This window comes from Serratia sp. FS14, assembly GCF_000695995.1.
Lineage (GTDB): Bacteria > Pseudomonadota > Gammaproteobacteria > Enterobacterales > Enterobacteriaceae > Serratia > Serratia nematodiphila.
On record NZ_CP005927.1, the window covers coordinates 624,970 to 644,331 of the forward strand.

The following is a 19,362-nucleotide window of genomic DNA, read 5'->3' on the forward strand; positions in this document are numbered from 1 at the left end:
GAAGAAACGGCGCAGTCTGCGCCGTTTTTTTATCTGCTCCCTGCCATGTGGCGCCGCCTGATCTACCACCCGGAAATCAACTACGCACTGCGACAAACGCTGGTGTTGTGCCTGCCGGTGCTGTTCGGCTTGTTGATAGGCCAGCTGCAGCTCGGCCTGATGTTCTCCCTGGTGCCCGCCTGCTGCAATATCGCCGGTCTGGACACGCCGCATAAGCGCTTCTTTAAACGGCTGATCGTCGGCGGCTCGCTGTTCGCCTTCAGCAGCGTGCTGCTGCAACAGGCACTGCTGTGGCACGTGCCGCTGCCGGCGCTGATGCTGGGCCTGGCGCTGCTGCTCGGCGTCACCGGCGAAATCAGCCCGCTGCACGCCCGGCTGTTGCCGGCGGCGCTGGTGGCCGCCATTTTCGCCCTCAGCACGGCCGGCACGGTACCCCTCTGGCAGGCGCCGCTGCTGTACGCGATCGGCACCGTCTGGTACGGCTTATTCACCTGGTTCTGGTTCAAGCTGTGGAAAGAACAGCCAATGCGCGAGACGCTCAGCCAGCTCTATCTGGAGCTGGCGGACTATTTCGAAGCCAAATACTCGTTGCTGACTCAGCACACCGATCCGCAAACCGCGCTGCCCCCGCTGCTGGTACGCCAACAAAAGGTGATGGATCTGATCAGCCTTTTATACCAACAGCTCAATTTCCTGCCGCACGCCAACAACCTCGAACAAAAGCGCCTGCAGCGCGCCTTTCAGGTGGCGATGGATCTGCAGGAGCACATCACCGTCAGCCTGCATCTGCCGGAGGAGGTGCAAAAACTGGTGGAGCAGAGCCAGGCCGAAGCGATCATTCGCCGCAACGCTCAGGTGATCGCCGGCCGGCTGCGCGTGGTGGCGCACGATATTCTCTACCATCAACATTCGAAGCGCTTCTCCATGAGCCACGAACTGGCGGCGCTGGAAAAAATGGCGGCGCAGCATCCCGATAACCCGGTCGGCCAGTTTTGTTATTACCACTTCAGCCGCATCGCCCGCCTGCTGCGCACCCAGCATCCGCTGTATCGCCGCGACCTGATGCCCGGCCAGCACCGCCTGCCGTTTTGGCCGGCGCTGGCCAGCTACCTGTCGTTCAAATCCACCGCCCTGCGCAACGCCGCGCGGCTGGGGGTGACGCTGGCGGTCGGCAGCAGCCTGGGTGCGGTCTTCAACCTGCCGAAGCCTTACTGGATCCTGCTCACCATCATGCTGGTGAGCCAAAACGGGTATAACGCCACCCGGGTGCGTATTCAGCACCGTGCGCTGGGCACGATTGCCGGGCTATTGCTGGCGGCCGGGCTGTTGCAGCTGCAGCTGCCGGAAGGAGAAACGCTGAGCATCATGCTGGTGATCACGCTGCTGGCCTACCTGGTTTCGCGCAAGAACTACGGGCTGTCGGTGATTGGCTTTACGGTCACGGCGGTTTACACCCTGCAGCTGCTGGCGCTGAACGGCTCGCATTTTCTGGTACCGCGTCTGATCGACACGCTGATAGGCTGCGTGCTGGCGTTCGGCGGCACCATTTGGCTGTGGCCGCAGTGGCAAAGCGGGCTGCTGCGCAAGAATGCCCATCAGGCGCTGGAGAACGATCAAGCCGCGCTGCGGCTGATGCTGAAGCAGCCGGAACCGGACGCCACCGCGTTGGCCTATACTCGCATGCAGGTCAACCAGGCGCACAACGCGCTGTTCACCTCGCTCAATCAGGCGATGCAGGAGCCGGGGTTCGCGTCGAATTATCTGGCGGACATGCGGCTGTGGGTCACTCACAGCCAGTTCATCGTCGAACACCTGAACGCCATGACCATTCTGGCGCGCGAGCACTACATGCTGACGCCGAAACTGGCGGAAGCCTATCTGCAAACCTGTGAAATTGCGCTGCAAAGCTGCCAGCAGCGGTTGGAATACGACGGCCCGAGCAGTGACAACAGCGGCATCATGCAGCCGCCGGATCTGCATCCGGACATGCCCGTCACCGAGATGGAACGTCATTTGCGGCGCATTTTGTCGCACCTGAACGTGATGCATACCATTTCGTCGCTGGCCTGGCGCCAGCGCCCGCACCACGGCATCTGGCTCAAGCGCAAACTGCGCGATCAATAAGGGCGCGGCATGCCGCGCCCCGTTATTCGCCGCACGGGCTTCAGGCGTTGATCACATCCTGCACCGCCAGCTCGAACAGCGCCATGCCGGCCTCGATGTCCTGCAGCTCCACCACCAGCGACGGCGCGAAACGGATCACGTTCGGCCCGGCGTTGAGGATCATCAGCCCACGCGCGGCGGCGGCGGTGAGGAAATCGCGCGCTCTGCCGTGATAATGTGGCGTCAGTTCGGCGCCGATCAGTAACCCCATGCCGCGAATGGCGGTGAAAATACCGTATTTATCGCCGATATCCTGCAAAGCCTGCACATACAGCGCGTGGCGCTGTTCGATGCCGCTCAGCACTTCCGGCGTATTGATCACATCCAACGCCGCCTCCGCCACCGCGCAGGCCAGCGGGTTGCCGCCGTAGGTGGTGCCATGAGTGCCCACCTGCATCACCGACGCAATCTCTTCGGTAGTCAGCATGGCGCTCACCGGGAAACCGCCGCCCAGCGCCTTGGCGGTGGTGAGAATGTCCGGCGTCACGCCATAATGCATATAGGCGAACAGCTTGCCGCTGCGCCCCATGCCGCTTTGCACTTCGTCGAACACCAGCAGCGCCTGATGTTGGTCGCACAGTTTGCGCACGCCTTTAAGGAAGTCGGCGTCGACCGGCGTAATGCCGCCCTCGCCCTGGATCGGCTCCATCACCACCGCGCAGGTGTGGTCGTCCATCACCGCTTTCACCGCCGCCAGATCGTTGAACGGCACGTGCACGATGTCGGCCGGCTTTGGCCCGAACCCGTCGGAGTATTTGGCCTGCCCGCCCACCGACACGGTGAACAGCGTGCGGCCGTGAAACGCGTTATAGAAGGCGATGATTTTGGTTTTATAGGGGCTGTGGCGGGTGATGGCGTAATGACGCGCCAGTTTGAACGCCGCTTCGTTGGCCTCTGCGCCGGAGTTGGCGAAGAACACCCGATCGGCGAAGGTGGCGTCGATCAGTTTGCTCGCCAGGCGCAGCGCCGGTTCATTGGTAAAGACGTTGCTGGTATGCCACAGAGTCTCACCCTGACGTTTGAGCGCCTCGACCAGCGCCGGATGGCAGTGCCCCAGCGCCGTTACCGCGATGCCGCCGGAAAAATCGATGTACTCTTTTCCCTGCTGATCCCAGACCCGACTGCCTTTGCCGCGCACCGGCACAAACTGGGCGGGTGCATAAACAGGCAGGATAACCTGGTCAAAGGTGCTGCGGCTCACTGCGGATTTTTCAGTCATTTTTCGGCTCCACCCCGAAGGTTTTTCAGCGCTATCGTAATGTCAGATTGAAAACATAATCACGAAATATGCATAAAAAACCAATCAAGCGCAAACGCAAAACGCCTAACGAGCGAAAAAAACGCATCGGGATTAACGATTGAGGAAATTATCCAGCAGCTGATGGCCCTGCTCGCTGAGCACGCTTTCCGGATGGAACTGCACGCCTTCCAACGCCAAAGCGCGGTGGCGGATGCCCATGATCTCGTCGCGCACGCCGTCGCGTTCGCTCCAGGCGGTCACTTCAAAGCAGTCCGGCAGCGTATCGGCTTTCAGCACCAGCGAATGGTAACGCGTCACGGTCAGGGGATCGCTCAGGCCGCGAAACACGCCGACGCCCAGATGGCGAATGGCCGACGTTTTGCCGTGCATCACCGCGCGGGCGCGCACCACCTCGGCGCCGAACGCCTGCCCCAGCGCCTGGTGCCCCAGGCACACGCCAAGGATCGGCAGTTTGCCGGCGAAATGACGAATGGCGGCCAGCGAGATACCCGCTTCGTTCGGGGTGCAGGGGCCGGGGGAAATCACCAGATGCTGCGGCGCCAGCCGCTCGATATCGGCCAGCTGCAGCTCATCGTTGCGCTTCACCACCACCTCGGCGCCCAACTCGCAGAAGTACTGGTAAAGGTTATAGGTAAAGGAGTCGTAGTTATCGATCAGCAGCAGCATGTCAGGTCCGGCAGAGAAAAACGCCGCCATAGTTTACTGATTTAACCCGCCGCTGCCGACGATAATTTCCGCTTACTTTTTACGGCCGCCGGTGATCGAGCCCAGTACGCCGCGCAGGATCTGCCGGCCGAGATCGCGCGCCATGCTCTTGGCGGCGGTCTGGACGATGCCGTCGCGTTTGCCGCCGCGCGGGCCGGTAGAACCGAACAGCAGCTCGTTCAATCCGTCCATCAGGCCGCCGCCCGTCTGTTGCTGCGCTTGCGCCTGCGGTTGCTGCTCCTGCTGCGCAGTGCCGACGGTGGCGAAGCCACCCGACGACAGCTTCTCGTAGGCGGACTCGCGGTCAATCATGTCTTCATAGCGGCCATACAGCGGCGACTTGTTAATCGCGCTGTTCAGCCCTTCCGCGCCGAGCATGCCCATCCTGGATTCCGGCGCGATGACCATCGCCCGCTCCACCACGTTCGGCCGGCCCTTTTCGTCGAGGAACGACACCAGCGCTTCGCCCACGCCCAGCTCGGTGATCGCCGTTTCGGCATCGAAGGCCGGGTTGGCGCGCAGGGTTTGCGCCGCCGTCTTCACCGCCTTCTGATCGCGCGGGGTAAAGGCGCGCAGCGCATGCTGCACGCGGTTGCCCAACTGGCCCAGCACGCTGTCCGGGATGTCCAGCGGGTTCTGGGTGACGAAGTAAATGCCGACGCCTTTGGAGCGGATCAGACGCACCACCTGTTCAATCTTGGTCAGCAGCGCCGCCGGCGCATCGTTGAACAGCAGGTGCGCCTCATCGAAGAAGAACACCAGCTTCGGCTGTTCAGGGTCGCCCACTTCCGGCAGGTGCTCAAACAGCTCGGCCAGCAGCCACAGCAGGAACACCGAATACAGCTTCGGCTGATTGATCAGCTTGTCCGCCGCCAGCAGATTGATCACGCCGTGGCCGTTGGCGTCGGTTTTCATCAGATCGTTGATGTCCAGCATCGGCTCGCCGAAGAACTGGTTGGCCCCCTGCTCTTCCAGCGTCAGCAATCCACGCTGGATGGCGCCGATAGAGGCGGCAGAGATATTGCCGTACTGGGTTTGGAATTGTTTGGCGTTGTCGCCGACGAACTGCACCATGGCGCGCAGGTCTTTCATGTCCAGCAGCAGCAGCGCATTGTCATCGGCGATTTTGAACACCAGCTGCAGCACGCCGCTTTGCACCTCGTTCAGATCCAACAGGCGCCCCAGCAGCAACGGCCCGAGATCGGAAATCGTGGCGCGGATCGGGTGGCCCTTTTCGCCGTAAATATCCCACGGGATAATGGTACAGGCCTGCGGCTGCCAGTCGGTGACGCCGATCGCCGCCAGGCGCGCCTGCAGTTTTTCGGAAGGCACGCCCTCGGCGCCGATGCCGGACAGATCGCCCTTCACATCCGACAGGAACACCGGCACGCCGATGCGTGAGAACTGTTCGGCCATTTTCTGCAGCGTCACCGTCTTGCCGGTGCCGGTTGCCCCGGTGATCAAGCCGTGGCGGTTGGCCAACGCCGGCAAAATCACCAGATCCTGTTCCGGTTTTCCGTCTTTCATCGCCTTGGCGATAATCCGTGGTTCACTCATTTTCTGTTCCTTTGACGCTGACCGCGGCGCGAAACGCGCCTGTTGATGCAATAAAGCTATAAGCGCCGCGTAACCCCGTCAAGGACAAACAAAAAGAGCGCCGTCGGGGCCTGATGAATTCAGATTGCGCTTAGCGTCAGAGCGTCTTTGCTTGAACAATAAAGCACCAGTGTTATAGTGAGCATTACGCTGTATATACGAGGTAAATACCATGTCTGAATCTACCGTGGTAATCCGCGTGGATGACGAGTTAAAAACCGCTTTCGCCAGCGCGGCAAAAGCCGCCGATCGCACGGCTTCGCAACTGCTGCGCGATTTCATGCGCGAGTTTGTCAGCCGCCAGGCGCAGCAGGAAGAGTACGACCAGTGGTTAAAGGAAAAGGTCGAGGTGAGCCGCAAGGCGTTGCGTGAAGGCAAGTTCGCCGACGATGAAGAGGTGGCTGCTTATTTCGCCGAACGCAGAGCTAAATCAACGCAATAAAACACAAAAGGACTTTTGTGAAACTGACATGGACGGTACCCGCCCTCGCCGATCGTCTGGCGATTTATGAATGGTTGGAACTTAAAAATCCGGCCGCCGCCGCAGAAAATGATGCAAAAATCGCTGACGCGGCGGCACGCCTCGTGCATCATCCCACCAGCGGGAAAACGGGTCGGATAGCCGGCACGCGCGAGCTGGTCATCTCCCCGTCCTATCTGTTGGTCTATGAATTGGCGGCTCAACGCGTCATCATATTGGCCATCGTGCATACTCGCCGCCGGTGGCCGCCGGCATAGTCACCCCCGCAGCCCCAGTTGCTCCTTCAGCGCCTTCAAATAGCGCCGGCTGACCGGCACCGGATCGCCGGCCGACATGATCATCTCTGCCGCACCGCCCTCTTCGAAGCGGATCTCGCGCACCTGCTCCAGGTTGACCAGATACTGCCGATGGCAGCGCACCAGCGGCGTACGGCTTTCCAGCGTGCGCAGCGTCAATTCGGTGAAACACTCCATGCCGTCGCTGCGCACCACGAATACCCCGCTCAGCTTGGAACGGATCGCCAGCACTTCATCGAACCGCAGCAGATAAATGCGGCTGTGGCCGGTGCAGGGAATGTATTTCAGGTAGCCGGCGCTCTCATCCAGCGCCGTCACGTCTTGCGGCGCACTGCGCTGCCGCAGGCGTTGCAGCGTCTTGCTCAGCCGCGTCGGCTCCGCCGGCTTCAGCAGATAGTCGAAGGCGTGCTCCTCAAATGCCTGCACCGCGTATTCGTCGTAGGCGGTCAGAAACACGATGTGCGGCATACGGTTGGGATCCAGCATGCCGACCATTTCCAGCCCGCTGATGCGTGGCATCTGGATATCGAGAAACACCACGTCCGGCTGCAGCCGATGGATCTGGCTGATGGCTTCGATGGCGTTGGCGCACTCGCCGATAATCGAGATCCCCGCTTCAGCTTCCAGCAGGTGGCGCAGGTTGTCGCGCGCGGAAGGTTCATCGTCAACAATCAGTGCGTTTAACATCAGGCTGCCCTCTCCATAGGGACATTAAGCGTAATGCGGGTGTAGGCGTCCGGCCGGCAATCCACCTGCACGCCATAGCCTTCGCCGTAGCGCACGCGAATGCGTTTATCCACCAGATTCATACCCAGCCCGCTGCAGTTCGGTTTCGGCTGGAACAGCCCGGCGTTGTCCGTCACCTGCAGCAGCAGATGCTCGCCTTCGCAGCAGGCGCCGATTTCGATGCGGCCCACGCCCAACAGATGCGAGGTGCCGTGCTTGATGGCATTCTCGACGATCGGCTGCAGCGAAAACGCCGGCAGCCGCGCCGCCAGCAGCGCCTCGGGCAGCGATACCGCAATCTCCAGCCGATCGGCGAAGCGCGCTTTCTCTATCTGCAGGTAGGCGTTCACATGTTCAATTTCGTCCGCCAGGCTGACTTCGTCATCCGAGCGTTTGAGGTTTTTGCGAAAGAAGGTCGAGAGGGACTGCACCAGCTCGCAGGCGCGCTCGCCGTCGCGACGGATCACCGCCACCAGGGTATTCAAGGCATTGAACAGGAAATGCGGATTGACCTGCGCATGCAACAGCTTGATCTCCGACTGCGCCAGCAGCTGTTTGTGGCGCTCGTACTGCCCGGCCATGATCTGCGCCGACAGCAGGCTGGCGATGCCTTCGCCCAGCGTCCGGTTGATGGTGCTGAACAGCTGGCTTTTCGGTTCATACAACTTGATGGTACCGATGACCCGCTGGTTTTCGCCGCGCAGCGGGATCACCAGCGTCGATCCCAGTTTGCAGGCCGGATTGATCGAGCAGCAGTAAGAGAGCTGATTGCCGTCGGCATAGACCACCTCGTTGTTGTCGATGGCGCGATGCGAATGCACCGAGGCGATCGGCGTGCCCGGCAGGTGGTGATCGTCGCCGATGCCGATAAACGCCAGCAGCTTGTCGCGATCGGTGATCGCTACCGCGCCGATACCCAGTTCCTGATAAATCACCCGGGCGACCTTCATGCTGTTTTCCTGATCGAAGCCCTGCCGCAGGATGCCCTCGGTGCGCTCGGCGATTTTCAGCGCCTTGGAAGAGAAAGCGCTGGTGTATTTCTCGAACATGGCGCGCCTGTCCAGCAGGATTTGCATAAACATCGCCGCGCCGACGGTATTGGCGATCATCATCGGCAGCGCGATGTGTTCCACCAGCTGCAACGCCTCGTTATAAGGGCGCGCCACCGCCAGAATGATCGCCATCTGCAGCACTTCCGCCACCAGCGCCACGCCGCCGACGAACAGCGGATTGAACAGCAGCTCGATGCGCCCCCGGCGCATGGCGATGCTGTGTACGATGCCGCCGACCAGCCCTTCGGACACCGTGGAGATCGCGCAAGCCACGTCGGTCATGCCGCCGAGCGTATACCGGTGCAGGCCGCCGGTCAGCCCGACCAGAAAGCCTACCGACGGCCCGCCCAGCAGCCCGCCCAGAACCGCGCCTATCGCTCGGGTGTTGGCGATCGAATCCTGAATATGCAGCCCGAAATAGGTGCCCATGATGCAGAACACCGAGAAGATCACGTAGCACAGCAGCTTGTGCGGCAAGCGAATGGTCACCTGCATCAGCGGAATGAACAGCGGGGTTTTGCTCAGCAGATAGGCGATAACGAGATAGACGCACATCTGCTGCAACAGCAACAGCACCTGGTTAAATTCATACATGGCAGCAACTCATCCAGAGACAACAAAGGGCGAACGCCGGATTTCCGGTCTGGTTATTGTCTGCCGATTAGAGCATGGGGCGCGGGAGAAAACAGTGATGAAGGCAAGGCTTCGGGAGGAAGGACGGCCGACCCCGGCGGGATCGGCCAAAAAATTTACGGCAGCACCTTGGCCGACAGAATCACCACCGGCTTGGTCGGCACATTCTGGTAAGGGCCGACGTTGCCGGTCGGCACCTGAGCGATCTTGTCCACGACGTCCATGCCTTTCACCACTTTGCCAAACACGGCGTAGCCGAAGTCGCGCTGGCCGTGATCCAGGAAGGCGTTATCCGCCACGTTCAGGAAGAACTGGCTGGTGGCGCTGTCCTTGTCGGCGGTGCGCGCCATCGAGATGGTGCCGCGCAGGTTGCGCAGGCCGTTGTCGGCTTCGTTCTTGATCGGCGCCTTGGTGGATTTTTGCTGCATGTCAGCGGTGAAACCGCCGCCCTGGATCATGAAGCCCGGGATCACGCGGTGGAAAATGGTGTTGTTGTAGTACCCGCTGTTCACGTAATCGACGAAGTTCTGGGTGGAAACCGGTGCCTTCTGGCTGTCGAGCGCCAATTCGATATTCCCCGCCGAGGTCGTCAGCATGACATGGGTCTCACCGGCGGCGAGTGCGGCTGGTGCCACTGCGGACAGGGAACACAGCGCGACGAAGGTCACTAAAGTACGTTTGAACATTAACGGGTCCTTTCTCTGAGAGACAAACAACGGAAAAGCGCTTTGATTCTAAAGAGCTGTATCGGCAAGTGCCAGCCATTTACCTATATTTACCCAATTACGGGACATATCCTAGGCGGCCCTGAATTTTGCTGCGGAAAGTATGGGCGCAGAAGGCTTTTTTGCCAACCGCATCACGCATTTTTTGCCCCGTGCCGCCCTGGGGCGGTTTTTGCGATCTGCCTCCCAGTTTGCACACGCATTGTCGTTACTCTATATAAATGAGAGCGCTCTCATTATAAAAAGAACGGATATTGAAGCATCCCACGGCGGCATCGCCGCGCAACCCCTGGAGAAATGACGTGAGTGAATTGATGACTGAAGTCAGCCCCGAGTTTGAAAGCACCATCATGGAACTGCTGGTGTTCTCCGGCAGCGCGCGCAGCAATGCGTTGATGGCGTTGCGACAAGCGCGCGCCGGCGACTTCGCCGCCGCGGCCAAACACATGGCCGAATCCAAAGAGTGGGTGAAGAAAGCGCACCTGATCCAGACCGAGCTGATCGGCCTGGACGAAGGCTGCGGCAAGCTGGCGATCAATCTGATCACCGTGCATGCGCAGGATCATCTGATGAACGCCATGGTGATCCAGGATCTGGCCGACGACATGATCGAGCTCTATCGCCGTCAGTCGCTGACGGAGGGCCGCCCATGAGCACGCTCAAAATCGCCGTGATCGGCGGCGGCAGCAGCTACACTCCCGAGCTGGTCGATGGGCTGATCCAGCGCATCGAGGAGCTGCCGGTCACCGAACTGGCGCTGGTGGACGTCGAGCCAGGCCGCCAAAAAGTGGAAACCATCGCCTCCCTGACGCGCCGCATGCTGGCGCGCCATGGGCTGGAACAGGTGAAGGTCAGCGTGCACTTCACGCTGGACGAAGCGATTCGCGGCGCCGCTTTCGTGCTGACCCAGTTCCGCGTCGGGCAACTGCCGGCGCGCGCCGCCGACGAACGGCTGGGCCTCAAATACCAGCTGCTCGGCCAGGAGACCACCGGCGTCGGCGGCTTCGCCAAGGCGCTGCGTACCATTCCGGTGATGTTGGATATCGCCCGTCGGGTGGAAAAGCTGGCGCCGGACGCCTGGATCATCAACTTCACCAACCCGGCCGGTATCGTCACCGAGGCGGTGTCTCGCTTTACCAAAGCGAAGATCATCGGCCTGTGCAACGTGCCGATCAGCATGCATCACATGATCGCCAACATGCTGCAGGCGCCTTACGCCGACGTGCAGCTGCGGTTCGCCGGCCTGAACCACATGGTCTGGGTGCATCAGGTCACGCAGCAGGGGCGCGACGTCACCGCCAAGGTGATCGACATGCTGTGCGACGGCGCGGCGCTTACCATGAACAACATCAAGGAAGAGCCCTGGCAGCCGGACTTCCTGCGCGCGCTCGGCGCGATCCCCTGCCCGTACCACCGCTATTTTTACCAGACCCGTGAGATGCTGGCGGAAGAGATGGCCGCCGCCGGCGAGCGCGGCACCCGCGCCGAGCAGGTGATGCAGGTGGAGAAAGAGCTGTTCGAGCTGTATGCCGATCCGCAGTTGAACAGTAAGCCGGAGCAGCTCAGCTTCCGCGGCGGTTCTTTCTATTCCGAAGTTGCGCTGGAGCTGATCCGTGCTATCCATAATAATCTCGGCACGCAATTAGTGGTCAACACCGCAAACCGCGGCGCAATCCATGGCCTGCCGGACGATGCTGTGATAGAAATCAACTGTATCGTCGATGCTCAGGGCGCGCATCCGCTGACTTTCGGCCCGCTGTCGGAACCGATGCAGGCGCTGACGCAGCAGGTGAAAGCCTACGAACGCCTGACCATCGAGGCCGCGGTGCACGGCGATCGCCGCAGCGGCTTGCTGGCGCTGACCGCCAACCCGCTGGTGGGCAACGCCAATCTGGCGCAGCCGTTGCTGGACGAGGTGTTGACGATAAACGCGCCGTATTTGCCGCAGTTCAGGTAAGCGCCTGCGCGCGGTATGACAGGGGTTCGGCGCGCCGAACCCATTTTTTTAGCCGTAATCAGGAGTTGGACGATGGTGACACTGGAAGATGTCGCGGCGCTAGCGGGCGTATCGCGCGCCACCGTATCGCGGGTAGTGAACGGCGACAGCAACGTCAAAGCGCCGACCCGCGAGAAGGTTGAACGCGCTGTCGCCCAGCTCGGTTACACCCCCAACCCGGCGGCCCGCGCGCTCGCCTCCAGCCACAGCAATACCCTCGGGCTGGTGACCACGTCGTATCGCGGCGGCTTCTTCGGCGCGCTGATGGACTTCGTGCAAACCGAGGCCGAATCCCACGGCAAGCAGCTGCTGGTGACCCAGGGCCGCAACAGCGCCGAAAACGAATGGCAGGCGGTGCAGCGGCTGTTCAGCCTGCGCTGCGACGGCGTGATCCTGCACGTGCGTTTTCTCAGCGACGATCGGCTGCGCCAGCTGGCGGCGGAGCAACGTCATTTCGTGTTGCTCGATCGGCTGGTGCCGGGGCTGGAAGATCGCTGCGTCACCTTCGATCATCCGCTCGCCAGCCGCATGGCGACCCAGCAACTGCTCGATGCCGGGCACCGGCGCATCGCCTGCATCAGCGGGCCGCGCGAGCGCCCGTCGAGCCGCCTGCGGTTGCAAGGGTTTGAAGAGGCGATGCAGGCGGCGAATTTCGAGCCGGTGGCCTGTCTGGAGGGCGTTTACGATCTGGAAAGCGGTTACCGCTGCGCCGATCGCCTGCTGCGGCAAGCCGCACGGCCCAGCGCCATCTACTGCTGCAACGAAGAGATGGCGATCGGCGCGCTGCTGGCGATCAACGAGCACCGCCTGCGGGTGCCGCAGGATATCTCCTTGATCTGTTACGACAGCGGCGAACGCGCGCCCTTCGTCCGCCCGGCGTTGAGCAGCGTACATTTTCCCATCAGCGAGATGGCCCAATACGCGGCGCGCAGGCTGATCGACCCCACCACCCCGGCGCACCCATTTGAGCCGACGATCGTCAACCGTGATTCCATTGTGACGGTACGCAAATAGATCACAATAATGCGTACCCTCCCTTCATAGGTTGCATCAAAAAATCGACAACCATCACAAAAAATCCCGTTGTCTGTGCTAGGATCCGCCCCCTGGTGGCCTGATCGGGACTTTTTTCTGCGTTTGCCAGGAAAAGCCAGCGGCCTTATGCCAGCGTTAAAACCTCTAACAGACATATTCAGGCCTATACAATGAATGACAGTAACCGCATACGGCTTACCTGGATCAGCTTCTTTTCGTACGCGCTGACCGGTGCTTTAGTGATCGTCACAGGGATGGTGATGGGAAACATTGCAGAGTACTTTAATCTGCCGGTTTCCAGCATGAGTAACACCTTTACTTTCCTCAACGCCGGTATTTTGATTTCGATCTTCCTCAATGCCTGGCTGATGGAAATCATCCCGCTGAAGCGTCAGCTGATCTTCGGCTTTGTCCTGATGGTGCTGGCGGTCGCAGGGCTGATGCTCGGCAAGAGCCTGACCATGTTCTCGCTGTGCATGTTTATCCTTGGCGTGGTTAGCGGTATCACCATGTCGATCGGCACCTTCCTGATCACCCACATGTATGCCGGCCGCCAGCGCGGTTCGCGCCTGTTGTTCACCGATTCCTTCTTCAGCATGGCCGGGATGATTTTCCCGATCGTCGCCGCGATGCTGCTGGCTCGCCATATCGGCTGGTACTGGGTTTACGCCTGCATCGGTCTGCTGTACGTGGCGATCTTCGTGCTGACCCTGTGCTCCGAATTCCCGGTGCTGGGCAAGAAAGGCGCCGATGCCGGTCAACCGGTCGAGAAAGAAAAATGGGGCATCGGCGTGCTGTTCCTGTCGATCGCCGCGCTGTGCTACATCCTCGGCCAGCTGGGCTTCATTCAGTGGGTGCCTGAGTACGCCACCAAGTCGTTCAACATGGACATCGGCCAGGCCGGTAAGCTGGTGAGCGACTTCTGGACCTCTTACATGGTCGGCATGTGGGTGTTCAGCTTCATCCTGCGCTTCTTCGATCTGCAGCGCATCGTTACCGTACTGGCCGCGCTGGCTACCGGCGCGATGTACCTGTTCGTCAGCACCGACAATCCGGAACACCTGGGCTACTACATCATGGCTCTGGGCTTCGTTTCCAGCGCCATCTACACCACGCTGATCACCCTCGGCTCGCTGCAGACCAAGGTCTCCTCGCCGAAGCTGGTCAACTTTATCCTGACCTGCGGCACCATCGGCACCATGCTGACCTTCGTGGTCACCGGCCCGATCGTGGCGAAAGGCGGCGCGCACGCGGCGCTGACCACCGCCAACGGCCTGTACCTGGCGGTATTCGTGATGTGTCTGCTGCTGGGCTTCGTGACCAAGCACCGCAGCCACGGTCACGTGACGCACTGATTTCTTCGCATCAAATACATCAAGGGCGCCCGCAAGGCGCCCTTTTTTTGCGCCTTAGCGCCGAAAATCTACCGTCTCATCCCGCTGCAAATGCAGCGTGGTTTCCGCCGGCCGCGTTTCGGCGATCACCGCCCCCTGGCGAATCGAATAACGCACCGGCGTCTGGCGGCGCACCGCGTCGAAACCGCTTTCCGCCGGCAGGATCACCAGGTTGGCGCTGTTGCCGGCCGCCAGGCCATAGTCGCTGAGGTTAAGGGTGCGCGCACTGTGGCTGGTGATCAGCTTCAGCCCGTCGTCGATTTGGCCATAGCCCATCAGCTGGCACACGTGCAGCCCCATATGCAGCACCTGCAGCATGTTGGCGGTGCCGAGCGGATACCAGGGATCGAACACGTCGTCGTGGCCAAAGCAGACGTTGATCTCCGCCTCCAGCATCTCCTTCACCCGCGTCACGCCGCGCCGTTTCGGATAGCTGTCGAAACGCCCCTGCAGGTGAATGTTCACCAGCGGATTGGCGACAAAGTTGATGCCGGACATTTTCAGCAGGCGGAACAGCCGCGAGGCGTAAGCGCCGTTGTAAGAGTGCATCGCCGTGGTGTGGCTGGCGGTGACTTTCGCCCCCATATCCAGCTTCAGCGCCAGCGCCGCCACGGTTTCGACGAAGCGCGATTGCTCGTCGTCTATCTCGTCGCAGTGCACGTCCACCAGCCGATCGTATTTTTGCGCCAGTGCGAACGCCTTATGCAGCGACTCCACGCCGTATTCGCGGGTGAATTCGAAGTGCGGAATGGCGCCCACCACGTCGGCCCCCAGCCGCAGCGCCTCTTCAAGCAGCGCTTCGCCGTTGGGATAAGAGAGGATCCCCTCCTGCGGGAAGGCGACGATCTGCAGCGTTACCCAGGATGCCACCTCCCGTTTCACCTCCAGCATAGCGCGCAGAGCGGTCAGCGTGGGATCGGAAACGTCGACGTGGGTGCGCACATACTGCACGCCGTTGGCGATCTGCCACTTGAGCGTTTGCCAGGCGCGCTGTTTGACGTCTTCATGGGTCAACAGCGCCTTGCGTTCGGCCCAGCGCTCAATGCCCTCGAACAGCGTGCCGGACTGGTTCCAGGCCGGCTGACCGGCGGTTTGCGTGGTATCCAGGTGAATATGCGGTTCGACGAACGCCGGCAGCGCCAGTCCGCCCTGCGCATCCAACACGTCGCTGCGCCACTCCAGCCCTTCCGGTTGCGGCACCAGATGCGCGATGCGCCCTTGCTCGATCGCCAGTTGCCACAACCCTTCATGCCCGCTTAAACGCAGGTTATCGATAAACTTCAATGGACGTTTCGCCACCCTTCACCTCTGCCGTTGCGCTGGTTTTCTTCATCATACTGGCAGCGGATCGCGCTGACAAAGTCACCGTTTCATGCCTACCCCCTGCGTTTACTCCCTGCGGGGTAATTTGCATGCAAACTGACTCGCTTCAGCTAAAGGTGAAGAAAATCCGCAACTTATCAAAAAACGTGAAAAATCATCTATATACCACGTTAGAGGTATATAAGAGTGTGATTGATTTGCATCAATAAATTGCCCCTCGGGAGAGATAAGGTAAGCCTAGGAAACCCGAATTTTGAGGCAATAATGAGCAGAGTCAAACTTGCCGTCGTCGGCAATGGCATGGTCGGCCACCGGTTCATCGAAGATCTGTTGGATAAAGCAGACAAAGACCAATTCGACATCACCGTATTTTGCGAAGAGCCGCGCATCGCTTACGATCGCGTGCACCTTTCCTCCTACTTCTCGCACCACACCGCCGAAGAGCTGTCGCTGGTGCGCGAAGGCTTTTACGAAAAACACGGCGTGAAGGTGCTGATCGGCGAGCGCGCTATCACCATCAATCGCGACGAGAAGGTCATCCACTCCAACACCGGCCGCACCGTTTATTACGACAAGCTGATCATGGCCACCGGCTCTTACCCGTGGATCCCGCCGATTAAAGGCTCGGATAGCCAGGACTGCTTCGTTTACCGCACCATCGAAGACCTGAACGCCATCGAAGCCTGCGCGCGCCGCAGCAAGCGCGGCGCGGTAGTCGGCGGCGGGCTGCTGGGGCTGGAAGCCGCCGGCGCGCTGAAAAGCCTGGGGGTGGAAACGCACGTGATCGAGTTCGCTCCGGTGCTGATGGCCGAACAGCTCGACCCGATGGGCGGTGACCAGCTGCGCCGCAAGATCGAGCGCATGGGCGTCAAGGTACACACCGGCAAAAACACCCAGGAGATCGTCAACGGCGGCGGCACGGCGCGCAAAACCCTGCATTTCGCCGACGGCAGCCTGCTGGAAGTGGATTTCATCGTGTTCTCCACCGGCATCCGCGCCCAGGACAAGCTGGCGCGCCAATGCGGGCTGGAGATTGGCCGCCGCGGCGGCATCGCCATCAACGACAGCTGCCAGACGTCTGATCCGAACGTGTACGCCATCGGGGAGTGCGCCGCCTGGCGCGATCGCACCTTCGGCCTGGTGGCGCCGGGTTACAAAATGGCGCAGGTGGCCGCCGATCACCTGCTGGGCCGCGAAAACGGCTTCCTGGGCGCCGACATGAGCGCCAAGCTGAAGCTGCTGGGCGTAGACGTCGGCGGCATCGGCGATGCCCACGGCCGCACCGAGGGCGCCCGCAGCTACGTCTATCTGGATGAAAGCAAAGAAGTCTACAAACGCCTCATCGTCAGCGCCGACAACAAAACCCTGCTCGGCGCGGTGCTGGTGGGCGACACCAGCGATTATGGCAACCTGCTGCAGCTGGCGCTGAACGGCATCGCGCTGCCGGAAAACCCGGACGGCCTGATCCTGCCGGCCCATGCAGGCAGCAAACCGGCCATCGGCGTGGATTCGCTGCCGGAAAGCGCGCAGATCTGCTCCTGCTTCGACGTCAGCAAAGGCGACATCATCCAGGCGGTCAACAAAGGCTGCCACACCGTGGCGGCGCTGAAGGCCGAAACCAAGGCCGGCACCGGCTGCGGCGGCTGCATCCCGCTGCTCACCCAGGTACTGAACGCCGAGCTGAGCAAGCAAGGCATCGAGGTCAACCATCACCTGTGCGAACACTTCGCCTATTCGCGCCAGGAGCTGTTCCACCTGATCCGCGTCGAAGGCATCAAGTCGTTCGAGGCGCTGCTGACCAAATACGGCAAAGGCTACGGTTGCGAAGTCTGTAAGCCAACCGTCGGCTCGTTGCTGGCTTCTTGCTGGAACGAGTACATCCTCAAGCCGCAGCATACGCCGCTGCAGGATACCAACGACAACTTCCTCGGCAATATCCAGAAAGACGGCACCTACTCGGTGATCCCGCGCTCCGCCGGCGGCGAAATCACCCCGGACGGCCTGCTGGCCATCGGCCAAATCGCCAAGGAGTACAACCTCTACACCAAAATGACCGGTTCGCAGCGCATCGGCATGTTCGGCGCGCAGAAAGACGACCTGCCGGCCATCTGGAGCAAGCTGCTCGCCGCCGGCTTTGAAACCGGCCACGCATACGCCAAGGCGCTGCGCATGGCGAAAACCTGCGTCGGCAGCACCTGGTGCCGCTATGGCGTCGGCGACAGCGTCGGCTTCGGCGTCACGCTGGAGCACCGTTACAAAGGCATCCGCACCCCGCACAAAATGAAGTTCGGCGTCTCGGGCTGCACCCGTGAATGCGCTGAAGCACAGGGTAAGGACGTCGGCATCATCGCCACCGAGAACGGCTGGAACCTGTATGTCTGCGGCAACGGCGGCATGAAACCGCGCCACGCCGATCTGCTGGCCGCCGATCTCGATCGCGAGACCCTGGTGCGTTACCTAGACCGCTTCATGATGTTCTATATCCGCACCGCCGATAAGCTGCAGCGCACCTCGGTGTGGCTGGAGAGCCTGGAAGGCGGCATCGATTACCTGCGCAAGGTGATCGTCGACGACAAGCTCGGCATCAACGCGCAGTTGGAAGCCGAGATCGCCCGCCTGCGCGACGCGGTGGTCTGCGAATGGAAAGAGACCGTCGAGCACCCGGAAACGCAGCTGCGCTTCGCCCACTTCATCAACAGCCCGCTGCGCGATCCGAACGTGCAGGTGGTGGCCGAACGCGACCAGCACCGCCCGGCGCGCCCGGACGAGCGCATTCCCGTCACCCTGATCGATACCGAGGAGAGTCACGCATGAGCCAGTGGATTACCGTTTGTCCCGTCACCGACATTCTGCCCGGCACCGGCGTGTGCGCCCTGATCGGCGATCGGCAGGTGGCGGTGTTCCGCCCCTATGCCGACGAACAGGTGTTCGCCATCAGCAATATCGACCCGTTCGCCCAGGCCAGCGTGCTGTCGCGCGGCCTCATCGCCGAGCATCAGGGCGAATTGTGGGTCGCCAGCCCGCTGAAGAAACAGCGTTTCCGCCTGTACGACGGTCACTGTCTGGAAGATGACAGTCGTTCCGTCGCCAGCTTCACCAGCCGGGTGGTCGACGGCATCGTGCAAGTCGCGGCATAACCTTTCGGGAGGCAACATGTTTACCGATACGATCAACAAATGCGCCGCCAACGCGGCGCGCATCGTCCGCCTGGCGAAGGAGAGCCCGCTCGGCTTTTGGATCAGTTCGGCGATGGCGGGCGCCTACGTCGGCCTCGGCATCATCCTGATCTTCACCCTCGGCAACCTGGTCGACCCAAGCATACGGCCGCTGGTGATGGGCGCCACCTTCGGCATCGCGCTGACGCTGGTGATCATCGCCGGTTCCGAGCTGTTCACCGGCCATACGATGTTCCTGACGCTCGGCGTCAAAGCCGGCACCATCCGCCAGAGCCAGATGTGGGCGGTGCTGCCGCAAACCTGGCTCGGCAACCTGCTCGGCTCGGTGCTGGTGGCGCTGATGTATTACTACGGCGGCGGCAGCCTGCTGCCGGTGGATACCAGCCTGGTGCACAGCGCCGCGCTGGCGAAAACCACCGCGCCGGCCGAAGTGCTGTTCTTCAAGGGCGTGCTATGCAACTGGCTGGTTTGTCTGGCTATTTGGATGGCGATCCGCGTTGAAGGCGCCGCCAGGTTCATCGCCATTTGGTGGTGCCTGCTGGCCTTTATCGCCTCGGGTTACGAACACTCCGTCGCCAACATGACGCTGTTCGCCCTCTCCTGGTTCGGCAACCACAGCGAGGCCTACACCCTCGCCGGCATCCGCCACAACCTGCTGTGGGTGACGCTGGGCAACATCCTGTCCGGCTCGGTGCTGATGGGCCTGGGGTATTGGTACGCCACGCCGCGCGCCGAACGCCCGCAGGCGGCGAAAGCCGCCGCACGTCAGACCGCCTGAGTTTTCGGGGGCGCCTTTCGCC

The 19,362-nt window shown here is 61.2% G+C and carries 17 protein-coding genes; 10 read left to right on the forward strand and 7 right to left on the reverse strand.

The annotated features are described in order from the left end of the window. Nucleotides 1–45: 45 nt before the first annotated feature. On the forward strand, nucleotides 46–2,124 hold the full coding sequence (locus L085_RS02945) for a YccS/YhfK family putative transporter (RefSeq protein ID WP_044029976.1): 2,079 nt from the start codon (nucleotides 46–48) through the stop codon (nucleotides 2,122–2,124). 40 nt (nucleotides 2,125–2,164) lie between these two features. Here the strand turns inward: L085_RS02945 and L085_RS02950 are convergent, their stop codons facing one another. The 3 genes from L085_RS02950 to L085_RS02960 all read right to left on the reverse strand — a co-directional run bounded on the left by L085_RS02950 (nucleotide 2,165) and on the right by L085_RS02960 (nucleotide 5,686). Then, nucleotides 2,165–3,382 (reverse strand): aspartate aminotransferase family protein, encoded by a 1,218-nt coding sequence (locus L085_RS02950; protein WP_044029978.1) that lies wholly within the window; start codon nucleotides 3,380–3,382, stop codon nucleotides 2,165–2,167. Nucleotides 3,383–3,514: 132 nt separating this feature from the next. After that, nucleotides 3,515–4,090: an aminodeoxychorismate synthase component II gene (locus tag L085_RS02955; RefSeq protein WP_015379285.1), complete on the reverse strand. Its 576-nt coding sequence runs from the start codon at nucleotides 4,088–4,090 to the stop codon at nucleotides 3,515–3,517. Between the two features lie 72 nt (nucleotides 4,091–4,162). Beyond that, complete coding sequence (locus L085_RS02960; RefSeq protein WP_044029981.1) at nucleotides 4,163–5,686, reverse strand: helicase HerA-like domain-containing protein; 1,524 nt, start codon at nucleotides 5,684–5,686, stop codon at nucleotides 4,163–4,165. A gap of 211 nt (nucleotides 5,687–5,897) precedes the next feature. Here L085_RS02960 and L085_RS02965 point away from each other — a divergent pair, with 211 nt between their 5' ends. Together L085_RS02965 and L085_RS02970 are read left to right on the forward strand one after the other, a co-directional pair. Continuing rightward, nucleotides 5,898–6,167, forward strand: coding sequence for a hypothetical protein (locus L085_RS02965; RefSeq protein WP_004930356.1), 270 nt, complete (start codon nucleotides 5,898–5,900; stop codon nucleotides 6,165–6,167). 17 nt (nucleotides 6,168–6,184) lie between these two features. Next, nucleotides 6,185–6,463, forward strand: coding sequence for a type II toxin-antitoxin system RelE/ParE family toxin (locus L085_RS02970; RefSeq protein WP_044029983.1), 279 nt, complete (start codon nucleotides 6,185–6,187; stop codon nucleotides 6,461–6,463). Here L085_RS02970 and btsR read toward each other — a convergent pair whose 3' ends face one another. The 3 genes from btsR to ppiA form a co-directional block, all read right to left on the reverse strand. Next, a complete protein-coding gene (gene btsR, locus L085_RS02975) occupies nucleotides 6,464–7,189 on the reverse strand; it encodes a two-component system response regulator BtsR (protein WP_004930351.1) in 726 nt (241 codons plus the stop codon). Beyond that, nucleotides 7,189–8,874, reverse strand: a complete 1,686-nt coding sequence (locus L085_RS02980; RefSeq protein WP_044029984.1) for a sensor histidine kinase — start codon at nucleotides 8,872–8,874, stop codon at nucleotides 7,189–7,191. Before L085_RS02980 ends, btsR begins: the two co-directional genes overlap by 1 nt. 155 nt (nucleotides 8,875–9,029) lie before the next feature. After that, on the reverse strand, nucleotides 9,030–9,599 hold the full coding sequence (gene ppiA / locus L085_RS02985; protein WP_015379288.1) for a peptidylprolyl isomerase A: 570 nt from the start codon (nucleotides 9,597–9,599) through the stop codon (nucleotides 9,030–9,032). 353 nt (nucleotides 9,600–9,952) lie between these two features. On the opposite strand from ppiA, the gene L085_RS02995 reads away from it, so the two are divergent. The 4 genes from L085_RS02995 (at nucleotide 9,953) to tsgA (ending at nucleotide 14,024) form a co-directional block, all read left to right on the forward strand. Beyond that, a complete protein-coding gene (locus L085_RS02995) occupies nucleotides 9,953–10,291 on the forward strand; it encodes a PTS lactose/cellobiose transporter subunit IIA (RefSeq protein ID WP_004930342.1) in 339 nt (112 codons plus the stop codon). Then, nucleotides 10,288–11,595, forward strand: a complete 1,308-nt coding sequence (locus tag L085_RS03000; protein ID WP_044029986.1) for a 6-phospho-beta-glucosidase — start codon at nucleotides 10,288–10,290, stop codon at nucleotides 11,593–11,595. Before L085_RS02995 ends, L085_RS03000 begins: the two co-directional genes overlap by 4 nt. Before the next feature lie 72 nt (nucleotides 11,596–11,667). Then, nucleotides 11,668–12,648 (forward strand): LacI family DNA-binding transcriptional regulator, encoded by a 981-nt coding sequence (locus L085_RS03005; RefSeq protein WP_044029988.1) that lies wholly within the window; start codon nucleotides 11,668–11,670, stop codon nucleotides 12,646–12,648. A gap of 191 nt (nucleotides 12,649–12,839) precedes the next feature. Next, nucleotides 12,840–14,024 (forward strand): MFS transporter TsgA, encoded by a 1,185-nt coding sequence (tsgA, locus tag L085_RS03010; protein ID WP_004930336.1) that lies wholly within the window; start codon nucleotides 12,840–12,842, stop codon nucleotides 14,022–14,024. A gap of 54 nt (nucleotides 14,025–14,078) precedes the next feature. On the opposite strand, the gene L085_RS03015 is transcribed toward tsgA, so the two are convergent. After that, complete coding sequence (locus L085_RS03015; protein ID WP_044029989.1) at nucleotides 14,079–15,347, reverse strand: cytosine deaminase; 1,269 nt, start codon at nucleotides 15,345–15,347, stop codon at nucleotides 14,079–14,081. 303 nt (nucleotides 15,348–15,650) lie between these two features. Between L085_RS03015 and nirB the strand changes: the two genes are divergently transcribed. The 3 genes from nirB to nirC are packed head-to-tail and all read left to right on the forward strand — an operon-like array spanning nucleotide 15,651 to nucleotide 19,340. Then, nucleotides 15,651–18,200: a nitrite reductase large subunit NirB gene (gene nirB / locus L085_RS03025; protein ID WP_044029993.1), complete on the forward strand. Its 2,550-nt coding sequence runs from the start codon at nucleotides 15,651–15,653 to the stop codon at nucleotides 18,198–18,200. Then, nucleotides 18,197–18,523, forward strand: a complete 327-nt coding sequence (gene nirD, locus L085_RS03030; protein ID WP_044029995.1) for a nitrite reductase small subunit NirD — start codon at nucleotides 18,197–18,199, stop codon at nucleotides 18,521–18,523. The genes nirB and nirD overlap by 4 nt, the downstream gene beginning before the upstream one ends. Before the next feature lie 16 nt (nucleotides 18,524–18,539). Next, complete coding sequence (gene nirC, locus L085_RS03035; protein WP_044029996.1) at nucleotides 18,540–19,340, forward strand: nitrite transporter NirC; 801 nt, start codon at nucleotides 18,540–18,542, stop codon at nucleotides 19,338–19,340. The last annotated feature ends 22 nt before the right edge of the window (nucleotides 19,341–19,362 follow it).